The following is a 23,085-nucleotide window of genomic DNA, read 5'->3' on the forward strand; positions in this document are numbered from 1 at the left end:
CTCCCACGACAGCGTGGGAGCGATCAATTGCAAGCTTATTGCGCGAGCCACCCGCCATCGATATTCCACGCGGCACCACGCACTTGGCTGCCGGCCTCGCTGCACAGAAACAACACCAGCTCACCCAGATGTGCCGGGGTGACGAACTCCAGCGACGGCTGTTTCTCGGCCAGCAGATCGTGCTGCGCCTGCTGCGGGTCGACACCCTTGGCTGCGCGATCGTCGATCTGTTTCTGCACCAGCGGCGTCAGCACCCAGCCCGGGCAGATCGCGTTGCAGGTCACGTTGCTGGCGGCGGTTTCCAGGCCGACCACCTTGGTCAGGCCGATCACGCCATGCTTGGCCGCCACATACGCAGCTTTACCGGTGGAGCCGACCAGGCCGTGCACCGAGGCGATGTTGACGATCCGCCCCCATCCCTTGGCGCGCATGCCCGGCAGGCTCAGGCGAGTGCTGTGAAACACCGACGACAGGTTGATCGCGATGATCGAATCCCAGCGCTCTACCGGAAATTCTTCCACCGCCGCGACGTGCTGGATGCCTGCGTTGTTGACCAGAATGTCCACGCCGCCGAACTCGCGCTCGGCATAGGCGATCATGTCGGCGATCTGCGCCGGGTCGCTGACGTCCGCCGGGTGATGGCCGACCTTGCCGCCGTACTGCTCGACTTCGGCGATCACCTTGGAGGCGTCGCCAAAACCGTTGAGGATCAGGTTGGCGCCGGCCTTGGCCAGCGTCAGGGCGATGCCCAGCCCGATGCCGCTGGTGGAGCCGGTAACCATTGCGGTCTTGCCATAAAGAGTCGTCATCAATACCTCACACAATGCCAGTGGCGTAGAAAGTGCCGATCACCACGAAAACCGCCAGGGTCTTGATCAGCGTAATACAGAAAATGTCCTTGTAGGCCTCACGGTGGGTGAGACCAGTGACGGCGAGCAGGGTGATCACGGCGCCGTTGTGCGGCAGGGTGTCCATGCCGCCGCTGGCCATCGCGGCCACCCGGTGCAGCACTTCCAGCGGAATGTTGGCGGCGTGGGCGGCGCTGATGAATTGCTCCGACATCGCTGCCAGCGCGATGCTCATGCCGCCCGAAGCAGAACCGGTGATACCGGCCAGCAGGGTCACGGTAATCGCTTCGTTGACCAGCGGATTGGGAATGCTCTTGAGCCAGTCGGCCAGCACCAGGAAACCCGGCAACGAGGCGATGACCGCACCGAAACCGTATTCCGACGCAGTGTTCATCGCCGCCAGCAGTGCACCGCTGACTGCGCTTTTGCTGCCCTCGGCGAGCTTGCTTTTGATCGCTTTAAAACCGAACGCCAGCACCATCAGAATGCCCACCAGCAAGGCTGCCTGCACCGCCCAGATCGCCGTGAGTTTGGCGATCTCGGTAGTGACCGGCGCGGCCATGCCCGGCAGCGCGAGGCTGTGGGTCTTGCCGTACCACTGCGGAATCCACTGGGTGAACAGCAGGTTCATGATGCCCACCGCCAGCAGCGGCGACAGGGCAATCCACGGGTTCGGCAGCTTAAGGTCTTCGGCGGTTTCCGGTTCGTTGCGCAGTTCGGTGCCGTAGCCTTCACCGGCACGCTGAGCCTTGTTGCGTTGGCGCTGCAGGAACAGCATGCCGGCGCAGAACACGAAAATCGTGCCGATCACACCCAGCCATGGCGCTGCCCACGCCGTGGTGTTGAAAAAGGTGCTGGGGATGATGTTCTGGATCTGCGGCGTGCCGGGCAGGGCGTCCATGGTGAACGAAAACGCGCCGAGGGCGATGGTCGCCGGAATCAGGCGCTTGGGGATGTTGCTCTGGCGGAACATTTCCGCTGCGAACGGGTAGACCGCGAACACCACGACGAACAGCGAAACGCCGCCGTAGGTGAGCAGGGCGCAGACCAGCACGATCACCAGCATCGCCTGGCGGGTGCCGAGCAGACGAATCGCTGCCGCGACGATCGAGCGGGAGAAACCCGACAGTTCGATCAGCTTGCCGAACACGGCGCCGAGCAGGAACACGGGAAAGTAGAGTTTGATGAAGCCGACCATCTTCTCCATGAACACCCCGGTGAAAGCAGGGGCGACGGCAGACGGGTCGGTGAGCAGCACGGCTCCGAGGGCGGCGATCGGGGCAAAAAGGATAACGCTGTAGCCACGGTAGGCCGCGAGCATCAGCAGCGCGAGGGCTGCCAAGGCGATGATCACACTCATGGTGTGCTCCTTCGATTGTTATTTTTGTGGGTGGAACGGGTGTGGGGAGGCCTGAAGCGAGATCTGTGCCAGATAGTTAAGTTGTTGAAATAAAAGGAATTAATTTGATATTCGGCGGTAGTTTTGGAGTTTTTGTCTCTGTTTGGAGACTTCTATAACTGTGAGGACGATATCGCGGGCAAGCCCGCTCCCACAGTTGTACGCATTCCCCCGGGAGAGCGGGCTCGCCCGCGATGCTTTTAATGTTGTCTCTATATGGGGAATGGTGTCTCTCTATTGAGACTCCGCGATCCCCAGTGCAATCATTTTCTTGTAAAGCGTCGACCGCCCCAGTCCCAGCCGCTCAGCCGCCTCGATCACCTTGCCCCCGCATTGCGCGAGGGTGGATTGAATCAACTGCCGGTCAAACCGCTCGCGAGCCTGACTGAAGGTTTCGTTGGTTATTGGCTCTGAGAGAGGCACCAGCGTTCGCTCAACCGGTGCGAACGTGCCAATCGCGGCACGAATGTCATCCGCCGTCAGCATCAAGTCATCACTGAGCAGTGCTGCTCGCTCCAGCACGTTTCGCAACTCGCGGATATTCCCCGGCCACGCGTGCTGTCCCAACAGCTCCAGCGCTTCGCGGTTCAACTCGTGCTGACTGCGCAACTCCTCAAGAATCGCTTCACTGAGCGCCGGCAGATCATCCAGCCGCTCTCGCAGCGGCGGCACCTGAATCGGCAACACGTTGAGGCGGTAGTACAAATCCGCGCGGAACTCGCCGCGCTTGATCGCCGCTTCCAGATCCGTCGAGGTCGCGGCAATCACCCGCACATCGCTCTGGATTACTTCATTGGAACCGACAGGTTCGAATTCCTTTTCCTGCAACACCCGCAGCAATTTGCTTTGCAGCGGCAGTGGCATGTCGCCGATCTCGTCGAGAAACAGCGTCCCGCCCTGAGCGATCTGCAACTTGCCGGTGCGACCCTTGCGGTCGGCGCCGGTGAAAGCGCCCGGCGCGGTGCCGAAGAACTCGGCTTCAAGCAACGCCTCGGGAATCGCCGCGCTATTGATACTGACAAACGCCTTGTGCGCCCGAGGTGAAGCGCCATGGATCGCCTGGGCCAGCAATTCCTTGCCGCTGCCGGTTTCGCCCAGCAACAGAACCGGCGACTCGGCGCTCGCGCTGCGACGGGCACGGCGCTTGACCTCGAGGCTGGCAGCGCTGGTGCCGATGAAGTGGGCGAAGTTGTATTTGGTCTGGCGGGCACGCAGCAGCGAGCGGGTCGAGGCCAGCTCTTCCTGCATGCTCAGGTAGCGCTTGAGCATCGGCGACAGCGTGCGCAGTTCGTCGAACAGGGCAAAACCGATGGCGCCGATCACCGCGCCGGCGTCGTCATGAATCGGCAGGCGCATCACCACCAGCGGTTCTTTCGGGGTGTCCTGCATGTCCAACAGAATTGGCCGCCCGGTGCGCACCACTTCGCGCAGCAGGCTGCCGGGGATCACGCTTTCGCAAGGCTTGCCGATGGCCCCGGCGGCGGAGTCGAGCCCGAAGCGCCGCGCATAGCGCTCGTTCATCCAGACGATGTTCGCGTCGCGGTCGACAATCACCGTGCCTTCACTGGATTGCTCGATGATCTCGAACAACGAACGGATCGCCAGCGTGCGAACCCGTTGGTAATCCTTAAGGCTTTCGGTGGTGTTCATGGCGGCGTCCATTGGCGGAAGTCAGGTGGCGCGATTATGCCTATCCCGGATGCGCCGCCGCCAACAGCTCTTTGGTATAGGGATGCTGCGGTGAGTCGAACACGTCATGGCTGGCGCCGCTTTCGACCACCTTGCCGTCCTTGATCACGATCATGTCGTGGGCCAACGCCCGCACCACGGCCAGATCGTGGCTGATGAACAGATACGTCAGGCCATGTTTTTCCTGAAGCTGGCGGAGCAGGGCGACCACCTGTTTCTGCACGGTGCGATCCAGTGCCGAGGTCGGTTCGTCGAGCAGGATCAGCGCGGGTTTGAGTACCAATGCCCGGGCGATGGCAATGCGCTGACGCTGGCCACCGGAGAACTCATGGGGATAGCGATGACGGCTTTCGGGATCGAGCCCTACTTCCTTGAGCACGCGGATCACCTGGTCGTCGCACTCGTCGGCAGTGGACTGGCAATGCACTTCCAGCCCTTCGCTGATGATCTGCGCCACCGACATGCGCGGGCTGAGGCTCCCGAACGGATCCTGGAACACCACCTGCATCTGCCGGCGCCACGGCCGCATCTGTTTCTGGTCGAGGCCGTCGAGGGCCGTGCCCTGGAAGCGGATGCTGCCCTTGGAGTCGAGCAGCCGTAGAATCGCCTGGCCGAGGGTCGACTTGCCCGAACCGGACTCGCCGACAATGCCCAGCGTCTTGCCGCGCTGGATGTTCAGGCTGATGCCATCCACCGCGCGCAGGTATTGCTTGCGCTGGAACAGCCCGCCGCCGACCGTGAAATCAACCCGCAGGTCATCGACTTCCAGCACGTTCTCGCGTTCGTCCCGGGGCAGTGCTTCGCCTTCCGGTTCAGCGTTGAGCAACACGCAGCTGTAAGGGTGTTTCGGTTCGGTGAACAGGGTTTCGCACGGCGCCTGCTCGACGATTTCCCCGGCCTTCATCACGCACACCCGTTGGGCGATGCTGCGCACCAGATTGAGGTCATGGCTGATCAGCAGCAGCGACATGCCCAGGCGCCGTTGCAGAGACTTGAGCAGCAACAGGATCTTGCGCTGTACGGTCACGTCGAGGGCGGTGGTCGGCTCGTCGGCGATCAGTAATTCAGGTTCGCAGGCCAGGGCCATCGCGATCATTACCCGTTGGCGCTGGCCGCCGGACAGTTGATGCGGATAAGCCTTCAGCCGTTCTTTCGATTTCTGGATGCCCACCAGTTCGAGCAGTTCGAGGATTCGCGCCTGAGCTTCCTTGCCACCGAGGCCACGGTGCAGCAACAGGGTTTCGCCGATCTGCTTTTCAATCGTGTGCAGCGGATTGAGCGAGGTCATCGGCTCCTGGAAAATCATGGCGATGCGGTTACCCCGCAGGTCGCGCAGGGTCTTGGGATCGGCGCCGACCAGTTCCTGCCCACGATAGCGGATGCTGCCGGTGGTCCGGGCATCGCATTCGGGGAGCAGTTGCAGGATCGAGTGGGCCGTCACCGATTTGCCCGAGCCCGATTCGCCGACCAGTGCCAGGCACTCGCCGGGGCGGATGTCCAGGCACAGGTTGCGCACTACGGTCTGGCCATGGAAGGCAACGCTGAGGTCACGGATTTCGATCAGGTTGTCAGTCATATCAAATATCCGTTCATGAGCGCGGGTCAAAGGCATCGCGCAGCGCTTCGCCGATGAATACCAACAGGGAAAGAATCAGCGCCAGGGTGAAAAACGCGGTCAACCCGAGCCACGGCGCTTGCAGGTTCTGCTTGCCCTGACTGATCAGCTCGCCCAGTGACGCGCTGCCGGCGGGCATGCCGAAGCCGAGGAAATCCAGCGCGGTCAGGGTCGAAATCGCCCCGGTCAGAATAAAGGGCAGATAGCTCAGGGTTGCGTTCATCGCGTTGGGCAGGATGTGCCGGACAATCACCTTGCGATCGCTCAAGCCCAAGGCTCGGGCAGCCTTGACGTACTCGAGATTGCGACCGCGCAGAAACTCGGCGCGTACCACGTCCACCAGCGCCAGCCAGGAGAACAGCGCCATGATCCCCAGCAGCCACCAGAAGTTCGGCTCGACGAATCCCGAAAGAATGATCAGCAGGTAAAGCACCGGCAGTCCTGACCAGACCTCCAGCAATCGCTGGCCGAGCAGATCGACCCAGCCGCCGTAATAGCCCTGCAGGGCGCCGGCCGCGATGCCGATCAGGGCGCTGACGAAGGTCAGCATCAGGGCGAACAGGATCGACACCCGCGCGCCGAAGATCACCCGAGCCAGTACGTCACGCGCCTGATCGTCGGTGCCCAGCCAGTTGACTGAAGTCGGCGGGCTCGGTGCCGGTTTGTTGAGGTCGTAGTTCGGGGTGTCGTCACTGAATGGAATCGGCGGAAACAATAGCCAGCCACCGTCCTTGCGGATCAGCTTCTGCACGTAGTCGCTGCGGTAGTCGGCCTGGAACGGCAGTTGTCCGCCGAACTCCTGTTCGGTGTGGCGCTTGAATACCGGGAAGTACCATTGGCCCTGATAACTGACGACCAATGGCTTGTCGTTGGCGATCAGTTCGCCGCCGAGGCTAAGCAGAAACAGGCCGATAAACAGCCACAGCGACCACCAGCCCCGGCGGTTTTTCTTGAAGCGTTCGAAGCGGCGACGGCCCAGAGGCGAGAGCTTGAACATCAGGCGTTCCTCGCGGCGAAGTCGATGCGCGGGTCGACCAGCGTGTAGCACAGGTCGCCGATCAGTTTTATCAGCAGGCCGAACAGGGTGAAGATGAACAGCGAGCCGAACACCACCGGATAGTCACGGGACACGGCTGCTTCGTAACTCATGCGCCCGAGGCCGTCGAGGGAGAAGATCACTTCGATCAGCAACGAACCGGCAAAGAACACGCTGATGAACGCCTGGGGAATGCCCGACACCACCAGCAGCATCGCGTTGCGGAACACATGCCCGTACAGCACCCGGTTTTCGCTCAGGCCTTTGGCGCGAGCGGTGACCACGTATTGGCGGGTGATCTCATTGAGGAACGAGTTTTTGGTGAGGATGGTCAAGGTGGCGAACCCGCCGATCACCAGCGCCGTGACCGGCAATACCAGATGCCAGAAGTAGTCGGTGATCTTGCCCAGCGTCGACAGGGATTCGAAGTTATCGGACACCAGACCGCGCACCGGAAACCAGTTCAGCGAGGTGCCACCGGCGAACACCACGATCAGGAACATCGCGAACAGGAATGCCGGCATGGCGTAGCCGATGATGATTGCCGTGCTGCTCCAGATATCGAAATGACTGCCGTGGTGCACGGCTTTGCGGATACCCAGCGGGATCGACACCAGATAAGTGATCAGCGTCGCCCACAGGCCGAGGGAAATGGTCACCGGCATTTTCTGCAGGATCAGGTCGGTGACCGTGGCGCCGCGGAAGAAGCTCTTGCCGAAATCCAGCTGCGCGTAGTTCTTGAGCATCAGCCACAGGCGTTCATGGGCGGGTTTATCGAAGCCGTACTGTTTTTCGATGTCCTTGATCAGCTGCGGATCGAGGCCGCGACTGGCGCGGGACGTGCCGCTCATGGTCTCGCTCGTACCGCCGCCGACACTGGCGCCGCCGATGCCTTGCAGGTGGGCGATGGCCTGTTCGACCGGACCACCCGGCGCGGCCTGGATGATCACAAAATTCACCAGCAGAATGATCACCAGCGTTGGAATGATCAGCAGCAGGCGTCGCAGTATGTAAGCCCACATCAGTGCGGCCCTCCGGGTCTGCCACGGCTGATTTTCTCGGCCGTCATCTGCTGGTTGGTCAGCGGCGTGCTGCTGATTTCCCACCAGCTCTCGATCGCTTCGTCATTGCTCGCCTGCACGGTGGGAATACCGAAGCGGTTCCACCACACGGTCGACGTGCCCGGCGGGTAATAGTTGGGAATCCAGTAGTAGTTCCATTGCAGCACCCGGTCCAGCGCATGGGCATAACGCAGCATGTCGGCCTGGGTCGAGGCGCGGATCAGGCCGTTGATCAAGGTGTCGACCGCCGGGTTCTTCAGCACCATGTAATTGTTGGCGCCGGGATCGTTGGCCGATGCTGAACCGAAGTAGTTCAACAGTTCGCCGCCGGGGGAGGTGGTGACCGGGTAACCGGTGACGATCATGTCGTAGTCGCGACTCATCAGCCGGTTGACGTACTGCGAGGAATCGATGCGACGGATGTCGAGGTTGATGCCGATCTGTTTCAGCGTGCGTTTATAAGGCAACAGCAGGCGATCCATGCCGTTCTGGCTGACCAGGAAAGTGAAGCTCAACGGCTCGCCATGGTCGTTGACCAACTGGTCGCCATCGGGTTTCCAGCCGGCCTGTTCCAGCAACTCCAGCGCTTGCAGTTGTTTGTCGCGAATAATGCCGCTGCCATCGGTCTTCGGCGCTTCGAAGACCTGGGTGAACACCTCGTCGGGAATCTGTCCGCGCAAGGGTTCGAGAATCTTCAGTTCGGCGGCGTCCGGCAGCTTGCGGGCGGCCAGATCGCTGTTGGAAAAGTAACTCTGCTGACGGATGTACATGTTGCGCATCATCTGCCGGTTGCTCCATTCGAAATCCCAGAGCATGGCCAGTGCCTGACGGACGCGGCGATCCTGGAACATCGGCTTTTGCAGGTTGAACACGAAGCCCTGTGCCGACTGCGGCGCTTCGGTGGCCAGATGAGCCTTTTGCAGACGACCGTCGCTCAGGGCCGGGCTCTCGTAGCCGATGGAGTAGCCGGTGGCGGAGAACTCACGGTTGTAGTCGTAGGCGCCGCCGCGCAGGACCTGGCGGGCGACGTCGGTGTCGCCGAAGTACTCGATGCTGAAGTGATCGAAGTTGTACAGGCCACGGCTGACCGGCAGGTCCTTGCCCCACCAGTCGGGATTGCGTTCAAAGGTGATGCTGCGCCCGGAGTCGACCTTGCCGACCCGATACGGGCCGCTGCCCAGCGGCGGTTCATAGCCGCCACCGCCGGCGAAATCACGGGTCTTCCACCAATGCTCGGGAAATACCGGCAGGGTCGCGATGTCCAGGGGCAGGGTGCGGTTTTCGTTGCTCTTGAAATCGAAGCGCACGGTGAGCGGGGCTTCGACTTCGACGCCTTTGACGTCGGCGAACTGGGTGCGATAACGCAGGCTGCCCTGGGTCATCAGCAAATCATAGGTGTAGCGCACGTCTTCGGCGGTGATCGGCTTGCCATCGGCGAAGCGGGCCTTGGGATTGATAAAGAAGCGCAACGACAGGCCGTCATCCGAGCGTTCCATTTTCTGCGCCACGAGGCCGTATACGGTGTAGGGCTCGTCGAGCGAGCGCTGGGCCAACGGGGAATACAGCAGGCCGTCGATCTGGCTGACGCCGATGCCTCTGTCGATGTACGGCAGGACATGGTCGAAGTGGCCGATCTCGATGGCCGAGCGGCGCATCGTCCCGCCCTTGGGCGCCCGGACGTTGGTGTAATCGAAGTGACTGAAGCCGGGCGGGTATTTTGCCGGTTCGCCATAGACGGTCATCGCATGCTGCGGTGCGGCGTCCACACCGGTGATCCCGAGCAGCAGGGTCACGGCAGTGAACATCAAAGTCGGGAAAGCCAGTCGCATTGTCAGCCTTAAAGCCGGGTAATCGATAAGCGCAATTTGTACGCGAGCGGCGCGCCGTTCGCCAGCGGTGTGGTGTAACCAAAACAAAACGGCCCGCCATCAGGCGGGCCGTTGCACAGCAGGTCGGGCTGAAATCAGTCCTGACGGCTGGTGACTTCCAGCAGGTGGTAGCCGAACTGGGTCTTCACCGGGCCTTGCACGACGTTGATCGGTGCGCTGAACACCACGGTGTCGAATTCCTTGACCATCTGGCCAGGACCGAACGAACCCAGGTCGCCGCCCTGACGGCTGGACGGGCAAGTGGAGTTGGCCTTGGCCACTTCGGCGAAATCAGCGCCACCTTCGATCTGGGCCTTGAGTTCGTTGCACTTGGCTTCGCTGGAAACCAGGATGTGGCGGGCAGTGGCTTTAGCCATGGGGAAACTCTCCAATCAAATCAGTAAAAGGGGGAGCCTACCGGATTCAGTGGCCTATTTCTCGCCAAAGTTCCATTCGCTCGTCTGATACCGGCCCCTAGAGATTAGCTGCTTGCAGGCGCAGGGCGTGTTCGATGTAGAGCTCGACGGGATCGTTTTCTGTGGTGCGCTGGCCGATGCCCCGACGCAGGCTGCGCAAATGGTCGAGCGGATAATCCGAGCGGATCACGGTGCCGAGGTGAGAGCTGAAACGGCCGACAAAACCGTCGTTCTGCGCGGGTTCTGTAATGAAATATTCCGACAGGGCCAGGCAGATGCCTTGCACCGGGTCGAGGGACTGCACGGTCAATTCCGGCACAACGCCACTCCACGAATAATAGCGAACGCCATCGACCCGCTCGGCACCCTGGCCACCCCAGGTTTCGGGAAGGCCCTGCGGGTATTTGTCATTGAATTTGCCAACGCCCTCTGTCGTCAGCGCGTTGAGTGCAGCCAGCGCATTGCGAGGCAGTTTTTCTTGCCCGCTGACCAATGACAGAAAGTCGGCAAACAGCGTGGCTACGTTCTGGGCAACGGCCTCCGGCAGTCGTCCGGGGATCAACGCCTTGCGCAGGAAGTCTGCCAGCTCCGAGCCGTGGTTGGGGCCGCTGACCGAAGTCACGGACGCGACCTTATTTGGGGCAAGCGCTGCAGCATATCGAGCAGACAGTGCACCCTGGCTGTGCCCGATCAGGTTGACTTTGGTGGCACCTGTGCCTCTTAGCACACATTCGATTTGCGATAACAGTTGCTCGCCTCGCATTTCGTTGTCATGGACGGCCGACAAGTGCGGCACGAATACCTGTACTCCGGCAGCCTTGAGTGCCTGTTTGACGTCATGGAACAGTTCGAAAGGGCCGATGCGCTCGAATCCGAACAGACCATGCACCAGCAGAACGGGATAAAGAGTCGTTGCATTTCGTTGCATTTTTCGTCCTTGATCGCAGAGATTCATCGAAGTTGTCTGCGTGCCACTCTAAAACAGTCGCTGCACTTGCGATGCCTGAAGAGTCCTCCTAATGCGTTGGAATCTGGATCAGTGTGTGTATGAAATTTCACTTTTGAATGAGGTCCCGTTCTGAATATTTGGAGGGTTCTCGCCTTATCCAGCGTGTTTTTCCTTTTTTTGCCTACCCGCTTCAGTGCAGTTAACCCTGTCCCGCCGGGTGTGGGGCTGACATCGGGTGATCGATGAAGCGCGTTAAATAGAGGCTCTTTCACGCTGCTCTTCGGCAGCGTGTCACTTCCAGGGAATGGAGCAGCTAATGAACATGACGGATGCACAGGCAACAGCTTCGCGGGAGCGAGCCAATGGGATGGATGCTGAAAGAGTCGGGGCGTTCGAGCATTGTCATGCACGCGAGCAGTCTCTATCACTGCCCGTACCCTCAATCGATTCGTTGGAAGGTGCTTTCCTTGATCCCTCACTGAGCCGGGTTGTCGTGCGGATTGCCCCCTATCCGGGTATGGCATGCGGGGACCGGATCGTGTTGAGCTGGCGTGGCCACGATATCGAGGGTCTGCCTTATCACCATGAAATACCGCGATTTATCAGCGAAGCCCAACTGGGAAGGGCGATCGTTCTGGTCGTCCGGGGCGCACACGTGGCAGCGCTGGACGGAGGTTCGCTGGAGATGTTCTGGACATTGACCAGTGCCGCGCGGCCGGAACCAGTGATTTCCTTGCGCAGGCAACTGGATGTCGGAGACGTTCGGTGCAGCCTGCTGCCGGCCACTCTCGAGGATGCCGTTGGGGGCAGCCTCGACCCCGCACGTGTGATCGATGGGACATCGGTCACGCTTCAGCCTTATGCGGGTATGAGTGCTGGCGACCGGGTGCGGTTGATCTGGGAGGGGGCCGTGCAGGGAGCATCACTTCGAGACACGCTGATCGTCGAGTCCTTTGCTGTCGGTCGGCCTCTGGTGCTGGGGATCGCGCCCGAATTCATCACGCCGCATCTCGGCGGGGAGGTGGTGGTCCGATACTGTGTTGAACAGCAGAGCGGCGCGATTCGAGAATCAGGTGAGACTCGAATCAGCATCGCTCCTCTTGAAAGAGGTGTATTGGCGGCGCCCCAGGTACTCGAAGCCGATGACGGAGTGCTCAACGTGGAGGATGCAATCGACGGCGTGAGTGTGCTGATCAGCGATGCGCGGGTGGAAGAGGGTGAGCTGGTTTATCTCAAATGCGACGGTGAGTCATTTTTCCACCGCGATGATCGCGAAGTAATCAACGGAATGGCGATGCAGCCGTTGGTTTTCATCGTGCCGTATCGATTCTGGCGCGAACATGTGGACACCCTTGTGCAAGTGTCCTATTCGGTCGAGAGGCTTGATGATGTGAGTCAAATGTCCGGTGTGAAACTGCTGCGAGTAAAGGGTTGATGTGTCGACATTGAGCATCGGCTGGCCCTCCGGGTGAATGACACACCGGAGGGCGGCTTGGCTGTCAGGCCTGTTGTCGAAGGCGTTGCGCGGCATCCAGCAACAAGCGTTCTGTTGCATCGAACCCGAGGCAGCCATCGGTCACCGAAACGCCATAACGAAGCGACTCGCTCAGGGGCTGGCATCCCTCGAACAGGTGCGACTCGAGCATCATGCCGATCAACGAGCGGTTACCTTGCAGTCGCTGCTCCAGCACATCGTTGAACACGCCCGGCTGGCGGAGCGGGTCCTTGCCACTGTTGGCATGGCTGCAATCGACCATGATCCGGCTCGGAATTTTCAGGCGGTTCAACTCGGTATTGATGACGGCAACGCTTTCGCGGTCGTAGTTCGGCCCTTGGTGACCTCCACGCAGCACCAGGTGGGTGTCCGGGTTGCCCGGGGTCTGGATGATTGCCGGGTGGCCCTGGCTGTCTACGCCGAAATGGCGATGGGCATGGGCTGCCGAACGCATTGCGTCAACGGCGACGGTCACACCGCCATCGGTGCCGTTCTTGAAGCCGACCGGCATGCTCAGTCCGCTGGCCATTTCCCGGTGGATCTGTGACTCGGTTGTGCGGGCGCCAATGGCGACCCAGCTCAGCAAGTCATCGAAGTACCCGGCAGCCATGGGCTGCAGCAGTTCGGTGGCAATCGGGAGCCCGAGGCGGATCATTTCCAGCATCAGTTCGCGCGACAGCGTGAGGCCGGCAGCCATATCGTCGCTACCATTCAGATGAGGGTCATAGGTAAGGCCTTTCCAGCCGACGGTGGTGCGAGGTTTTTCGACGTAGGCACGCATCACGAGCAGCATGTCATCACGGACTTCTTCGGCCAGACGCGAAAGTTTGCTGGCGTATTCAAGCGCGGACTCGGGGTCGTGAATCGAGCAGGGGCCGACGACTACCAGCAAACGCGGATCATGGCCATTGAGAATTGCGCGGACCGCCTGGCGGTGGGCGACGACTTGCTGGTTCAGCGCATTGCTCAGGGGCAATTGCTGTTTGAGTTGCAGCGAACTCGGCAGACGCAGGGTCAATGCTTCGTTGGCAGGGTTAAGGGTGGACAGTGGCAGAGCAGAAACGGACGAGTTCATATTCGGTCTTCCTGGGCGGACGGCGGGTGCTTCCCGCTCACTCGGCCCTACTGGGGTGTTCGACAATTGGCCGGATTGGCTACGTGTGTTGGCTTGCCACCTGTGGGTGACCGATCGGAGGCGGCAGGCTGTCCCGAGCGGAGGCTGGTAAATCGCCAGGCGGTAAAACTGTCGTAACGGTAATAAGTGGCGTAGTTCATTGGTTGAATCCTCAAAGTGTCTGGTGTGTTGCTGAAAAAATTAGGGCCTGAAAAAACAAAACCCCCGGTCGGGAGGCCGACCGGGGGTTGAGAAATCTCTGGTAGGCGACCCGTTCAAATGGGCGCCGGTTGGGTATCAGGCGCGCCAGTGGCTAAACCAATACCCAAAATAAAAGCTTGCAGGAGCAGCGCAGACGCCATTCGCCCGGGCAGCCGCAACCGAACGCGAGGCGCTGGCAGTACGAAGCTGTGAAAGGGCGTTGAACATGAACTGTCTCCAAAGAATGCGCCGAGCTTACTAGAGGCTGCTGCGCGTCAGCAATCAGAAAATGCTATTGAACGCGTAAGAGGGCCTCTATGGGTTGAGCGCCTGCAAAGGTGTGACACACTCTGCTTTCTGAACTTGCGCTCAAGGAAGGTGCATGAACTTGACTAAGATCGAGGCAGGAATGAGTTTTGAGTTGCGCCAGGCAACGTCCGCCGACCTGTCGTTTGTACGAGAGCTGACTTGCCGAAACATGCTCCGCTACTACATTCACTATGACTTGCTGTGGCAGGACGAGGCGTTTGATGTCGCTTGGGCTGGCCGCGAAAGCTGGTTGATCCTTCGTGATGGCGAATTGACGGGGTATTTCAGTCTGAGTCGAGATGCGCGGGCTGTGTACATCCGAGAATTGCAGATCGTCGAAAGCGCTCAAGGCCAGGGCGCGGGATCCTGGGCGATCGATCAGGTTGTTGCGATGGCTCGGCGTGAGAGTCGCCCGGCCTTGCGCCTGACAGTGTTCAAAAATAATCCGGCGCAAAACCTGTATCGAAGAAAAGGAATGATTGTGCAGGGCGAGGACGAGTGTTTCCTGCGAATGCAGCTCGATTTCAGTACACCTGTGCTCTGAAACCCACGGCTGGCAAGCTCTCGATGAAAAGTTGAAACTTTTTATATGTTGCTTGCCGCTAGGTCTGCCCGGCACTTTTTGCTAAGGTGTCCGGCATCCCAATAAGACCATATCGCGAGGTGTCTGCTTGATTAGGGTGCTAGTGGTCGACGACCATGATCTCGTTCGTACAGGCATTACACGGATGCTGGCCGATATCGATGGCCTGCAGGTGGTAGGCCAGGCCGAGTCCGGGGAAGAATCCCTCATCAAGGCTCGTGAGTTGAAGCCCGACGTGGTGCTGATGGACGTCAAGATGCCAGGCATCGGCGGTCTCGAAGCCACGCGCAAACTGTTGCGAAGTCATCCCGACATCAAAGTGGTCGCGGTCACTGTGTGCGAGGAAGATCCGTTTCCCACACGGTTGTTGCAGGCCGGTGCGGCGGGGTATCTGACCAAGGGCGCCGGATTGCCGGAAATGGTTCAGGCCATTCGCCTGGTATTTGCCGGCCAGCGCTACATCAGCCCGCAAATTGCCCAGCAACTGGCAATCAAATCCTTTCAGCCGACCAACGATTCACCGTTCGATGCGTTGTCTGAACGGGAAATCCAGATTGCGCTGATGATTGTCGGCTGTCAGAAGGTTCAGATCATTTCCGACAAATTGTGCCTTTCGCCGAAAACCGTTAACACCTACCGCTACCGCATTTTCGAGAAGCTCTCGATCAGCAGCGATGTCGAACTGACGCTGTTGGCGGTTCGACACGGCATGGTTGATGCCAGCCTCTGACCATGACTGAAGCATTCGATTCGGGCGCCTTTCTTTCGACCGTCAGTGGGCGCCCCGGCGTGTACCGCATGTTCGACAGCGATGCGCGTCTGCTGTACGTCGGCAAGGCGAAGAACCTCAAGAAACGTCTGGCCAGTTACTTTCGCAAGACAGGCCTGGCGCCGAAAACCGCGGCACTGGTCGGGCGTATCGCCCAGGTCGAAACCACCATCACGTCCAACGAGACAGAGGCGTTGCTGCTCGAGCAAACCCTGATCAAGGAGTGGCGGCCGCCGTACAACATCCTGCTGCGCGACGATAAATCCTATCCCTATGTCTTTTTGTCTGACGGGCAATTCCCGCGCCTGAGCATTCATCGCGGGGCTAAAAAGGCCAAGGGCAAGTATTTCGGTCCCTATCCGAGTGCCGGGGCGATTCGCGAAAGTCTCAGTCTTCTGCAGAAAACGTTCTTCGTGCGTCAGTGCGAGGACAGCTACTACAAGAACCGGACCCGGCCGTGCCTGCAATATCAGATCAAGCGTTGCAAGGCGCCCTGCGTCGGATTGGTCGAGCCTGAGGTTTACGCCGAGGACGTGCGTCACTCGGTGATGTTCCTCGAAGGGCGCAGTCATGCGTTGACCAATGAGCTGTCGACGGCGATGGAAGAGGCAGCAATCAACCTCGAATTCGAACGCGCCGCCGAACTGCGCGACCAGATTGCCTTGCTGCGTCGGGTGCAGGATCAACAGAGCATGGAGGGCGGTACCGGCGACATCGATGTGATCGCTGCGTTCGTCAATCCGGGCGGTGCCTGTGTCCACCTGATCAGCGTGCGGGGAGGGCGGGTGCTTGGCAGCAAGAACTTCTTCCCACAAGTCGGGATTGAAGAAGAAGTGGCCGAGGTCATGGCCGCTTTCCTCGGGCAATACTTCATCAGCAGCCCTGAACGCGATTTGCCGAGCGAACTGATCGTCAACGTCGTGCACGAAGACTTCCCTGCGCTGATCGAGGCCATTCAGGCGCTGCGCGGACGTGAGCTGACTATCAGCCATCGGGTACGCGGCACACGGGCGCGCTGGCAGCAACTGGCTGTGACCAATGCCGAACAGGCGCTGGGCGCCCGGCTGGCCAACCGTCAGCACGTTGCCGCGCGTTTCGAGGCATTGGCAGAAGTGTTGAACCTCGACGAGCCGCCGCAACGGCTGGAGTGCTATGACATCAGCCACTCCAGCGGTGAAGCCACGGTGGCCTCCTGCGTGGTGTTCGGCCCGGAGGGGGCGATCAAATCGGATTACCGTCGGTACAACATAGAAGGCGTGACCGCCGGCGACGATTATGCCGCCATGCATCAGGCCCTGACCCGACGCTTCAGCAAGTTGAAGGAAGGCGAGGGCAAATTGCCGGACATCCTGTTGGTAGACGGCGGCAAGGGGCAGCTGTCGATGGCGCGTGATGTGCTCAACGAGCTGGCTGTCCCGGATCTGATCTTGCTGGGGGTCGCCAAGGGTGCCACGCGCAAGGCGGGATTCGAGACTTTGTATCTGAATGATGCGGCGCACGAGTTCACCTTGCGGGGTGATTCGCCGGCGCTGCATCTGATCCAGCAGATTCGTGACGAAGCCCATCGCTTTGCAATCACTGGCCACCGCGCACGCCGCGGCAAGACCCGCCGCACGTCAACGCTCGAAGGCGTAGCAGGCGTCGGGCCAACCCGGCGTCGGGACTTGTTGAAACATTTTGGTGGATTGCAGGAGCTGTCTCGTGCAAGCATCGAAGAGATCGCCAAAGCACCGGGGATCAGCAAAAAGCTAGCAGAGTCGATTTATGCAAACCTGCATAGTGAGTAGAATGCCCATTCACCTCGTAGCCAGTTGTGCCGATGAATATCCCTAATCTGATTACCGTTCTCCGCGTCCTGCTCATCCCGATCTTCATTCTGTTGTTCTATCTGCCTTACCAATGGAGCTATCTGGCCTCAAGTTCGGTATTCGCCTTTGCGGCGGCAACGGACTGGCTGGACGGCTACCTCGCGCGACGCCTGGAGCAAAGCACGCCGTTTGGTGCGTTTCTGGATCCTGTCGCTGACAAACTGATGGTTGCCGTTGCCCTGGTGCTACTGGTGCAAGAACACGGCAATCTTTGGCTCACACTTCCGGCGGCTGTCATCATCGGTCGCGAGATCGTAGTTTCGGCATTGCGTGAGTGGATGGCCGAGCTTGGTGCGCGGGCCCATGTGGCCGTGTCGAATCTGGGCAAGTGGAAAACTGCTGCACAGATGCTCGCGCTGGTGATCCTGCTGGCCAATCCAAAAGATTTCAGCTTTTGGGTTCTGGTCGGTTATGCGTTGCTGATGGTCTCTGCAGGCCTGACCCTGTGGTCGATGGTTCAATACCTCCGCGCTGCCTGGCCACATCTGAAGACCGATGTTGAAAAGAAATAAAACTTTTTTGAATCAAAGGGTTGACGGGGCATCTGGAATCTATAGAATGCGCCACACCAAGCGGGAATAGCTCAGTTGGTAGAGCACGACCTTGCCAAGGTCGGGGTCGCGAGTTCGAGTCTCGTTTCCCGCTCCAAGTTTGTACAACGTTTGTTGTTGCGCTACTGACAGCAAATGTTTTGAGGCCGAGTAGCAAAATGGTTATGCAGCGGATTGCAAATCCGCCTACGCCGGTTCGATTCCGACCTCGGCCTCCACTATAAACAAGCTCCGTAGATCCATGATTTACGGAGCTTTTTTATTTGCGTTGCACTGAAAGATTTAGTCTTTGAAACGGCAACTGCAAACTTGCTTCACCGGGAAGTGATGTATATATTTCCCCCTCTGCCGCCGACATGCAGTTCCTGTCAGGACTGTGAATCGTCATCAGAACCAAGCAACACCGCGCTACCGCCCGAATGGCGAAACTGGTAGACGCATGGGACTTAAAATCCCCCGCTCGTAAGGGCGTGCCGGTTCGATTCCGGCTTCGGGCACCATGAATATCAAGGGCTTGCATGACATTCCTCATGCAAGCCCTTAGTTCTTTTTTCCGCAATCAAAAAATCTTTTCCGCAATTCGTGACCGCCAGTCACTTCGTAGGGGTAACCTTCATCCCCTTGCGCATTCGGATGTACTGTTCTGTCATCCCAACGGTTGTATGTCCTAGCTGGTCCCTAGCTTCTCGGATGCTCCCCGTTGACTCCTCCTTATCCGTCGCCGCTTTTGCTCTTAGGTCGCGCATCTGAAATTCTGCTTTTGGAATTCCGGCTGCTTCCCTGGCGTCATCAAACCGCTTTCTGAGCATGCTGGTCGTCATTGGCTGCCCAGAGTCGATTACTACCAGACGTGTTGATCTGATTTTGTGCCCAGCCTTTCGCGTCATGATTCGATCGATTACGACTTTGAGCTCACCAATGATCTCGATCCTTCGTTTAGCCCCGGTCTTGCCTTGCTGAACGGAGAGCTTTCCGTCTTTTATGTCTCGCTCATCCATCTTCAATGTGTCTGCGATCCTCTGGCCTGTTAGGTAGAACAGGTCCAAAGCGTCCCTCAATGGCTGATCGGCATGTCGGTAGGCTCTCGCAAGTACGTCGTCTTCAACATATATGTCGCGACCGGTTTCTTTATTACCTTTCACGCCTGAGCAAGGATTTGCCAAAGATGTATAGCCATTCTCGCGAGCAAAGTTCCAGATGGAGCTGAGTAATGCCTTCTCCCGATTCGCGCGAATAGGTGCTGTCTTGCCACGGTGACGAAGGTACTGGCTGACATGCTTCGGTTCGATAGCTTCTAGAGGGGCGGGCGGGTCGTTGAAGAACAGAAGAAGGTTTTTGAGTTCGCGCGCGTTGTCTTTTTGGGTGGCGTGGGCTTTTGTGGGAACCACCTCATTCATATAAAGCTCGGCTACGTAAGCAAAGGTAAGTACGGTTTGTGTCAGGGCTTGAGAGACGCGGCTTTTTTCGAGCTTTGCGTACTCTAAGATGGCCAGGCCGTAATCCGTACCTAGCGGGATTTCCTTGCGTGGTTTCCCGCCAGTGTCGTAAAGGTAATAGGTTGTGTTGCCGCGTTTTCTCTCGCGCAGGCGAGGAATGCTCCCCGGCTTTGTTGGTCTTCGTCCCATTCATCCCACCAGGCGCGGCTGCCACGTTGGAGTTTCTGCCGCGTTTGTAGTTGCTCCTGTCAACGCGGACGCAATCACGCAAGGCCAGCCATTGCGCTTGATGGTATGGCGAATGCCATTGCGCTTCAGCACCATAATCTGACCGGCTTTAGTTTTAGCTCCGGTCAGTTCGCAGACTTGCTCATGGCTAAGAAATTGAATACTCATGCTGGCTCCTTGCTAGGAAATGCAGAGCGCTTCGAATGCGCTTGCATTGCGGCCTTGCCGCCCTCGGTTCCTGGGTACAGCTGCGCAGCCATTACAAGCACCTGTTCGCGCAGCGATCGGGCATCACACTCGAGCTTCTTGCCGGTACGAAAGGCGCTGAAGGTCTCGGCGGCGATCCGTAGCAGCTCGCCGATATCGACCAGCGTCTGGTGCTCGGCCGGGCCGAAGAGTGGACCTGCTTCAAATCGTTTGCAGGTGTGTGCCAGGCGCTTGTGATCGGCCCAGACGAACTGCAGGGAGGCCTGGAGCTCGCGGATGGTTTTGGCGCTTGCGGCGCGCTGGATGTCTTCACCCTCGCGCAGGCCTGTCTCCAGGCCATCGCTGCGGCCCATGATGTAACCGCCCCAGAGCAGAAGGGCGGCCAGCACTATCAGGGTGACGAGTGCACCGATTTGTATTGGGGTCATCATGTGGTGTGCTCCTGGGATTGTCGTTGGCCGGTGGTGACGGCCGTCAGTGGTGTGGGGGCAACAGGGCGTTGGCCGTCCTGCTGTCGCTGCATGTCTTCATCCGCTTTGTAGGCGCGGATGTCGATCAGCGAGGCGACGTGGCGGATGTGCGCGTACTTCAGCGCCTTGCGGCTGGTGTCCAGCGTGGTGATCGGAAGCTGGATCCGGCCGCTGTTGATCTCCGTCACGAACGACTGCTCGTTGAGATTGCGAAAGTACTGCTCGCGGACTTTTTCCAGCGGGATCAGGACGTCACCGAAGATTCGATAGAGCAGTTCGACGGTGGCCGATTCGGGCGCCGGATACAGGCGAAGCGGATTCTGTGCAGCGTTACTCATGGCCTTGTCGAGCCTCCTTGCGTTGTTGTCGTGCCGGGTGGTTCCAGGCGTTCAGGCAGTGGCGTCTGGTCAGCTCGCGCAGATGCTCGGGCACTTCGAGGAGCGCGGCGTTGCGCTCCCCGCGTGTGCGCATGGCAATGATCTGGCGGGCGTACTCCCTAGGCCACGTCACGGCGATCTGCCGGTATGGCAGGAAGATTGATGTCCAACTGCTCGGCCAGCCAACGGATACCGGCCTGCTTCACCCGAGTCGACTGGCTGTACTGCATTCCGTGTTTCTCGTCATACCAAGGACTGTCCTTGACCCGCAGGTACGCTTTGTCTCGCTTCGGGTTCGCCGGCAGGTTTCCCTTGAGCAAACCTTTTTCCCGCATGAGAGCGATCAGTTTGGGGCGAGTGAGGCCGAGTTGAGCGGCTGCTTGGGCGAGGGTGCGTTCCATAAACTGTTCCTCAAGCAGCATGCGCAGCAGGAGTGGCCGCTGCAGCAAGGTGGTTGATGGACTCAATGAGCTTTGCGTAGATCTCGACATCGGGGGCGTACAGGGTGAAGCAACGCGTATGCGGGCTCTTGTTGCCGATGCTCATGATGGTGGTGGCGCCGCGGCGCGAATGGGTGCGATGCAGCGCCACGTGCAGGGGAAGCTCGAAACCCATGTCGAGACTCAGCACACCGCCGGTGTGCACCAGTTCGAACACGCGCTGTTTGTCCTGGACTTCAAAACGGCCGTATTGACGATCGGCATGCGGGAGATGCATCAGGTCGCAGGAGTTGCTCGCGTCGAACGGACCGTTGGCAATCTCTTCGATGAAGTCGGCGAGTTTGAGGTGCATCTTCTTGTCGTTTTGCAGGGTCAGCGTGTGGCGTTCGCTGCCCAGTTCGACGACAAAAGTGCTTTCCACTGTGCCGCGCTCAGCCTTGAGGCGAAACGCCAGGCAATCACGCTTCGGTGCTGTGCGCAGGATGTGGTTGAAGGTCTCGGTCAGATTGACCTGGGCATTGAGCAACTGCACGGTGCGGTTGTCGATCTTGTACTTGATCATGCCGCGCGCCCTCCGCCGTTCGGGTCGAAACTTTTGGCAGGAGGGCGACGTTTTTTGAAGGTCTTGGTGCTGATAAAAGCGCAGCCAGTTTCTCGGGCCAAACGGCGAACCTCGAAAATACGGCAGGGATCAGCGATGGTTGGGTGCAGGTGAATCGTAGCTTTGGTATGCATGAACTTTGCTCGCTCTGTGGTGAAAGAGTGAGCGCAAATTAGCAACAGCTAATCTGTTTCGCAATAGCAAATGCTAAATTTCAGATCTCCAAGTACTTTGACGCCTTCAAAATAGCGCCTACGTAATGAATTTTTTCGACGAGCTTTTCTTCCAAGAAGATAGGAGGGTAGCTGTCGTTAATGCTGTCGAACCGCAGTTGACCGTCCCGGTGATAAATGAACTCTTTCACCATCGCCCTACCGTCGGTGGTCCGCACGAGTACCTCATCGCCAGTTTGATAACGATGATTCGGCTCAATAAGCACAAACTCCCCGTTTTTGATGCGTGGGTGCATGCTGCTTCCCACGACTTTCAAGCCATATGCATCGGGATCGGAACTGATGATTTCCAAGTACCCATCGCCATGCCCAGGGGGGTATTCAAGCGCGTCGAAATAGCCGTCAGTACCCAACATTGCCTTTCCGACTACGGGCACTGGGGCGGGGCGCCGTTGCTCGCTTGCTTCTCGCTCCTCAGCGGTTCTAAGGGCGGTTTCGTTGATGGTTGCATTGAAGAAAGCGGGGTGGGGCAAAACTGGGGGCTTGAGGCCAAGAGCTATCCAAGCGGCGGTGATTTGATGCTGATCCTCGGCCGAGTAGGTACCCGTGGTAAGCAAATCAGCAGGAATTGCGAGCTTTTTAGCAAGGTTCGTGGCAGCCCGGTCACCCAACGTCCGGTGCCCGTTCAGGATCTGAGAAATGTACGAAGCGTCCACATCTGCATGCGCTCCGGCAAAGTCCTTGAGTTGGTTTTCACCAATCAGGGCTTTAAGAATCGTGAGGCGTTTTTCGTAGATATTCATATAGGGAATCATCCGTGCTCCGTTAGCAAAATGTAAATTACGTTTTGCTATTGCGGACCGGATTAGCAGTTGCTAATCTTGTGTGGAATAGGGGGTTAGCAATGACGCTTCTCGAATACATAAAGATCCTAGACGACGCACAGCTCAAGACCTTTGCCTCTCGGTGTAATACCTCAGTCGGCCAATTAAAGCAGGTCGCTTATGGCAATCGTCGGGCGAACGCAGCTTTATCCATTTCGATTGATCGACATAGCAGTAGTCGAGTGACGTGTGAGTCGTTAAGGCCAGACATTGATTGGCAATATTTGCGAATGCAGGCACCAGCTAATCACAGCGTAGAAAACGCTGCATAGAAAAAAGGCGACCCAAGGGTCGCCCAGTTTCTCCCGACAGCATCACCACAATGCGGTCGGGCCGCGATGTCGGAAGGTGAGCACACCACATGCCGCCGACCTTCATCGCGTTTCCAAGACTCGGAAGCCTTGGTGTTGCTGCCGTTCTTACCACAGAGCTGGCAGCTGTTGCGCCAGGGGTGAACAACGGATTGTTCGCCCCGGCACGGTGCCGGTCATCCCCTGC

24 protein-coding genes and 3 tRNA genes are annotated in these 23,085 nt (G+C 58.8%); 9 read left to right on the forward strand and 18 right to left on the reverse strand.

Annotated elements, in window-relative coordinates; all coding sequences use genetic code 11:
• Window positions 1-35: 35 nt before the first annotated feature.
• The 9 genes from hbdH to AC07XZ_RS04535 form a co-directional block, all read right to left on the reverse strand.
• A complete protein-coding gene (gene hbdH, locus AC07XZ_RS04495; protein ID WP_102686080.1) occupies window positions 36-809 on the reverse strand; it encodes a 3-hydroxybutyrate dehydrogenase in 774 nt (257 codons plus the stop codon).
• 7 nt (window positions 810-816) lie between these two features.
• Entirely contained in the window at window positions 817-2,208 is a 1,392-nt protein-coding gene (locus tag AC07XZ_RS04500) for a GntP family permease (RefSeq protein WP_007952055.1), read from the reverse strand.
• Between the two features lie 273 nt (window positions 2,209-2,481).
• Window positions 2,482-3,897 carry a sigma-54 interaction domain-containing protein gene (locus AC07XZ_RS04505; RefSeq protein ID WP_102686081.1) on the reverse strand — a complete coding sequence of 472 codons (1,416 nt, stop codon included), beginning with the start codon at window positions 3,895-3,897 and terminating at the stop codon, window positions 2,482-2,484.
• A 40-nt stretch (window positions 3,898-3,937) separates the two neighbouring features.
• Window positions 3,938-5,512 (reverse strand): ABC transporter ATP-binding protein, encoded by a 1,575-nt coding sequence (locus AC07XZ_RS04510; RefSeq protein WP_102686082.1) that lies wholly within the window; start codon window positions 5,510-5,512, stop codon window positions 3,938-3,940.
• Between the two features lie 13 nt (window positions 5,513-5,525).
• Window positions 5,526-6,548: an ABC transporter permease gene (locus AC07XZ_RS04515; RefSeq protein WP_085745516.1), complete on the reverse strand. Its 1,023-nt coding sequence runs from the start codon at window positions 6,546-6,548 to the stop codon at window positions 5,526-5,528.
• The gene (locus AC07XZ_RS04520) at window positions 6,548-7,609 is read right to left on the reverse strand and encodes a microcin C ABC transporter permease YejB (protein ID WP_102686083.1); all 1,062 of its coding nucleotides are present in this window, start codon (window positions 7,607-7,609) and stop codon (window positions 6,548-6,550) included. The genes AC07XZ_RS04515 and AC07XZ_RS04520 overlap by 1 nt, the downstream gene beginning before the upstream one ends.
• Window positions 7,609-9,477, reverse strand: a complete 1,869-nt coding sequence (locus tag AC07XZ_RS04525; RefSeq protein ID WP_102686084.1) for an extracellular solute-binding protein — start codon at window positions 9,475-9,477, stop codon at window positions 7,609-7,611. The genes AC07XZ_RS04520 and AC07XZ_RS04525 overlap by 1 nt, the downstream gene beginning before the upstream one ends.
• A gap of 134 nt (window positions 9,478-9,611) precedes the next feature.
• Entirely contained in the window at window positions 9,612-9,893 is a 282-nt protein-coding gene (locus AC07XZ_RS04530; protein ID WP_007952068.1) for a peptidylprolyl isomerase, read from the reverse strand.
• Window positions 9,894-9,990: 97 nt separating this feature from the next.
• A complete protein-coding gene (locus tag AC07XZ_RS04535) occupies window positions 9,991-10,860 on the reverse strand; it encodes an esterase/lipase family protein (RefSeq protein ID WP_102686085.1) in 870 nt (289 codons plus the stop codon).
• Window positions 10,861-11,197: 337 nt separating this feature from the next.
• On the opposite strand from AC07XZ_RS04535, the gene AC07XZ_RS04540 reads away from it, so the two are divergent.
• Window positions 11,198-12,316, forward strand: coding sequence for a hypothetical protein (locus AC07XZ_RS04540; RefSeq protein ID WP_102686086.1), 1,119 nt, complete (start codon window positions 11,198-11,200; stop codon window positions 12,314-12,316).
• Window positions 12,317-12,380: 64 nt separating this feature from the next.
• On the opposite strand, the gene AC07XZ_RS04545 is transcribed toward AC07XZ_RS04540, so the two are convergent.
• Window positions 12,381-13,451, reverse strand: coding sequence for a 3-deoxy-7-phosphoheptulonate synthase (locus AC07XZ_RS04545; RefSeq protein WP_102686087.1), 1,071 nt, complete (start codon window positions 13,449-13,451; stop codon window positions 12,381-12,383).
• A gap of 649 nt (window positions 13,452-14,100) precedes the next feature.
• Between AC07XZ_RS04545 and AC07XZ_RS04550 the strand changes: the two genes are divergently transcribed.
• From AC07XZ_RS04550 to AC07XZ_RS04580, 7 genes are all read left to right on the forward strand, one after another.
• Window positions 14,101-14,544, forward strand: coding sequence for a GNAT family N-acetyltransferase (locus AC07XZ_RS04550; RefSeq protein WP_102686091.1), 444 nt, complete (start codon window positions 14,101-14,103; stop codon window positions 14,542-14,544).
• A gap of 127 nt (window positions 14,545-14,671) precedes the next feature.
• Window positions 14,672-15,313 carry a response regulator transcription factor GacA gene (gene gacA, locus AC07XZ_RS04555; protein WP_032829778.1) on the forward strand — a complete coding sequence of 214 codons (642 nt, stop codon included), beginning with the start codon at window positions 14,672-14,674 and terminating at the stop codon, window positions 15,311-15,313.
• Between the two features lie 2 nt (window positions 15,314-15,315).
• The gene (gene uvrC / locus AC07XZ_RS04560) at window positions 15,316-17,139 is read left to right on the forward strand and encodes an excinuclease ABC subunit UvrC (RefSeq protein ID WP_085745521.1); all 1,824 of its coding nucleotides are present in this window, start codon (window positions 15,316-15,318) and stop codon (window positions 17,137-17,139) included.
• A 32-nt stretch (window positions 17,140-17,171) separates the two neighbouring features.
• Complete coding sequence (gene pgsA / locus AC07XZ_RS04565) at window positions 17,172-17,732, forward strand: CDP-diacylglycerol--glycerol-3-phosphate 3-phosphatidyltransferase (RefSeq protein ID WP_085745522.1); 561 nt, start codon at window positions 17,172-17,174, stop codon at window positions 17,730-17,732.
• 60 nt (window positions 17,733-17,792) lie between these two features.
• A tRNA-Gly gene (locus AC07XZ_RS04570) sits at window positions 17,793-17,868 on the forward strand.
• A 47-nt stretch (window positions 17,869-17,915) separates the two neighbouring features.
• Window positions 17,916-17,989 (forward strand) — tRNA-Cys (locus AC07XZ_RS04575).
• Window positions 17,990-18,184: 195 nt separating this feature from the next.
• Window positions 18,185-18,271, forward strand: a tRNA-Leu gene (locus tag AC07XZ_RS04580).
• 93 nt (window positions 18,272-18,364) lie between these two features.
• Here AC07XZ_RS04580 and AC07XZ_RS04585 read toward each other — a convergent pair.
• The 8 genes from AC07XZ_RS04585 to AC07XZ_RS04620 all read right to left on the reverse strand — a co-directional run bounded on the left by AC07XZ_RS04585 (window position 18,365) and on the right by AC07XZ_RS04620 (window position 22,506).
• Window positions 18,365-19,396, reverse strand: coding sequence for a site-specific integrase (locus tag AC07XZ_RS04585; RefSeq protein ID WP_056785472.1), 1,032 nt, complete (start codon window positions 19,394-19,396; stop codon window positions 18,365-18,367).
• Window positions 19,397-19,603 (reverse strand): DUF4224 domain-containing protein, encoded by a 207-nt coding sequence (locus AC07XZ_RS04590; protein WP_008080161.1) that lies wholly within the window; start codon window positions 19,601-19,603, stop codon window positions 19,397-19,399. It abuts the gene before it with no gap.
• Entirely contained in the window at window positions 19,600-20,073 is a 474-nt protein-coding gene (locus tag AC07XZ_RS04595; protein ID WP_102687998.1) for a hypothetical protein, read from the reverse strand. The genes AC07XZ_RS04590 and AC07XZ_RS04595 overlap by 4 nt, the downstream gene beginning before the upstream one ends.
• Window positions 20,070-20,450, reverse strand: a complete 381-nt coding sequence (locus AC07XZ_RS04600; protein ID WP_102687999.1) for a pyocin activator PrtN family protein — start codon at window positions 20,448-20,450, stop codon at window positions 20,070-20,072. The genes AC07XZ_RS04595 and AC07XZ_RS04600 overlap by 4 nt, the downstream gene beginning before the upstream one ends.
• Complete coding sequence (locus tag AC07XZ_RS04605; protein WP_173896974.1) at window positions 20,443-20,583, reverse strand: hypothetical protein; 141 nt, start codon at window positions 20,581-20,583, stop codon at window positions 20,443-20,445. The genes AC07XZ_RS04600 and AC07XZ_RS04605 overlap by 8 nt, the downstream gene beginning before the upstream one ends.
• Before the next feature lie 25 nt (window positions 20,584-20,608).
• Window positions 20,609-20,890, reverse strand: coding sequence for a phage antirepressor KilAC domain-containing protein (locus AC07XZ_RS04610; RefSeq protein WP_102688000.1), 282 nt, complete (start codon window positions 20,888-20,890; stop codon window positions 20,609-20,611).
• A 10-nt stretch (window positions 20,891-20,900) separates the two neighbouring features.
• Window positions 20,901-21,491: a hypothetical protein gene (locus AC07XZ_RS04615; protein WP_102688001.1), complete on the reverse strand. Its 591-nt coding sequence runs from the start codon at window positions 21,489-21,491 to the stop codon at window positions 20,901-20,903.
• 253 nt (window positions 21,492-21,744) lie between these two features.
• Window positions 21,745-22,506: a S24 family peptidase gene (locus AC07XZ_RS04620; RefSeq protein WP_102688073.1), complete on the reverse strand. Its 762-nt coding sequence runs from the start codon at window positions 22,504-22,506 to the stop codon at window positions 21,745-21,747.
• A 101-nt stretch (window positions 22,507-22,607) separates the two neighbouring features.
• Here AC07XZ_RS04620 and AC07XZ_RS04625 point away from each other — a divergent pair, with 101 nt between their 5' ends.
• Window positions 22,608-22,859 carry a helix-turn-helix domain-containing protein gene (locus tag AC07XZ_RS04625; protein WP_102688002.1) on the forward strand — a complete coding sequence of 84 codons (252 nt, stop codon included), beginning with the start codon at window positions 22,608-22,610 and terminating at the stop codon, window positions 22,857-22,859.
• The last annotated feature ends 226 nt before the right edge of the window (window positions 22,860-23,085 follow it).

It is taken from the genome of Pseudomonas sp. GW458-11-26-14-LB4 (assembly GCF_059423925.1).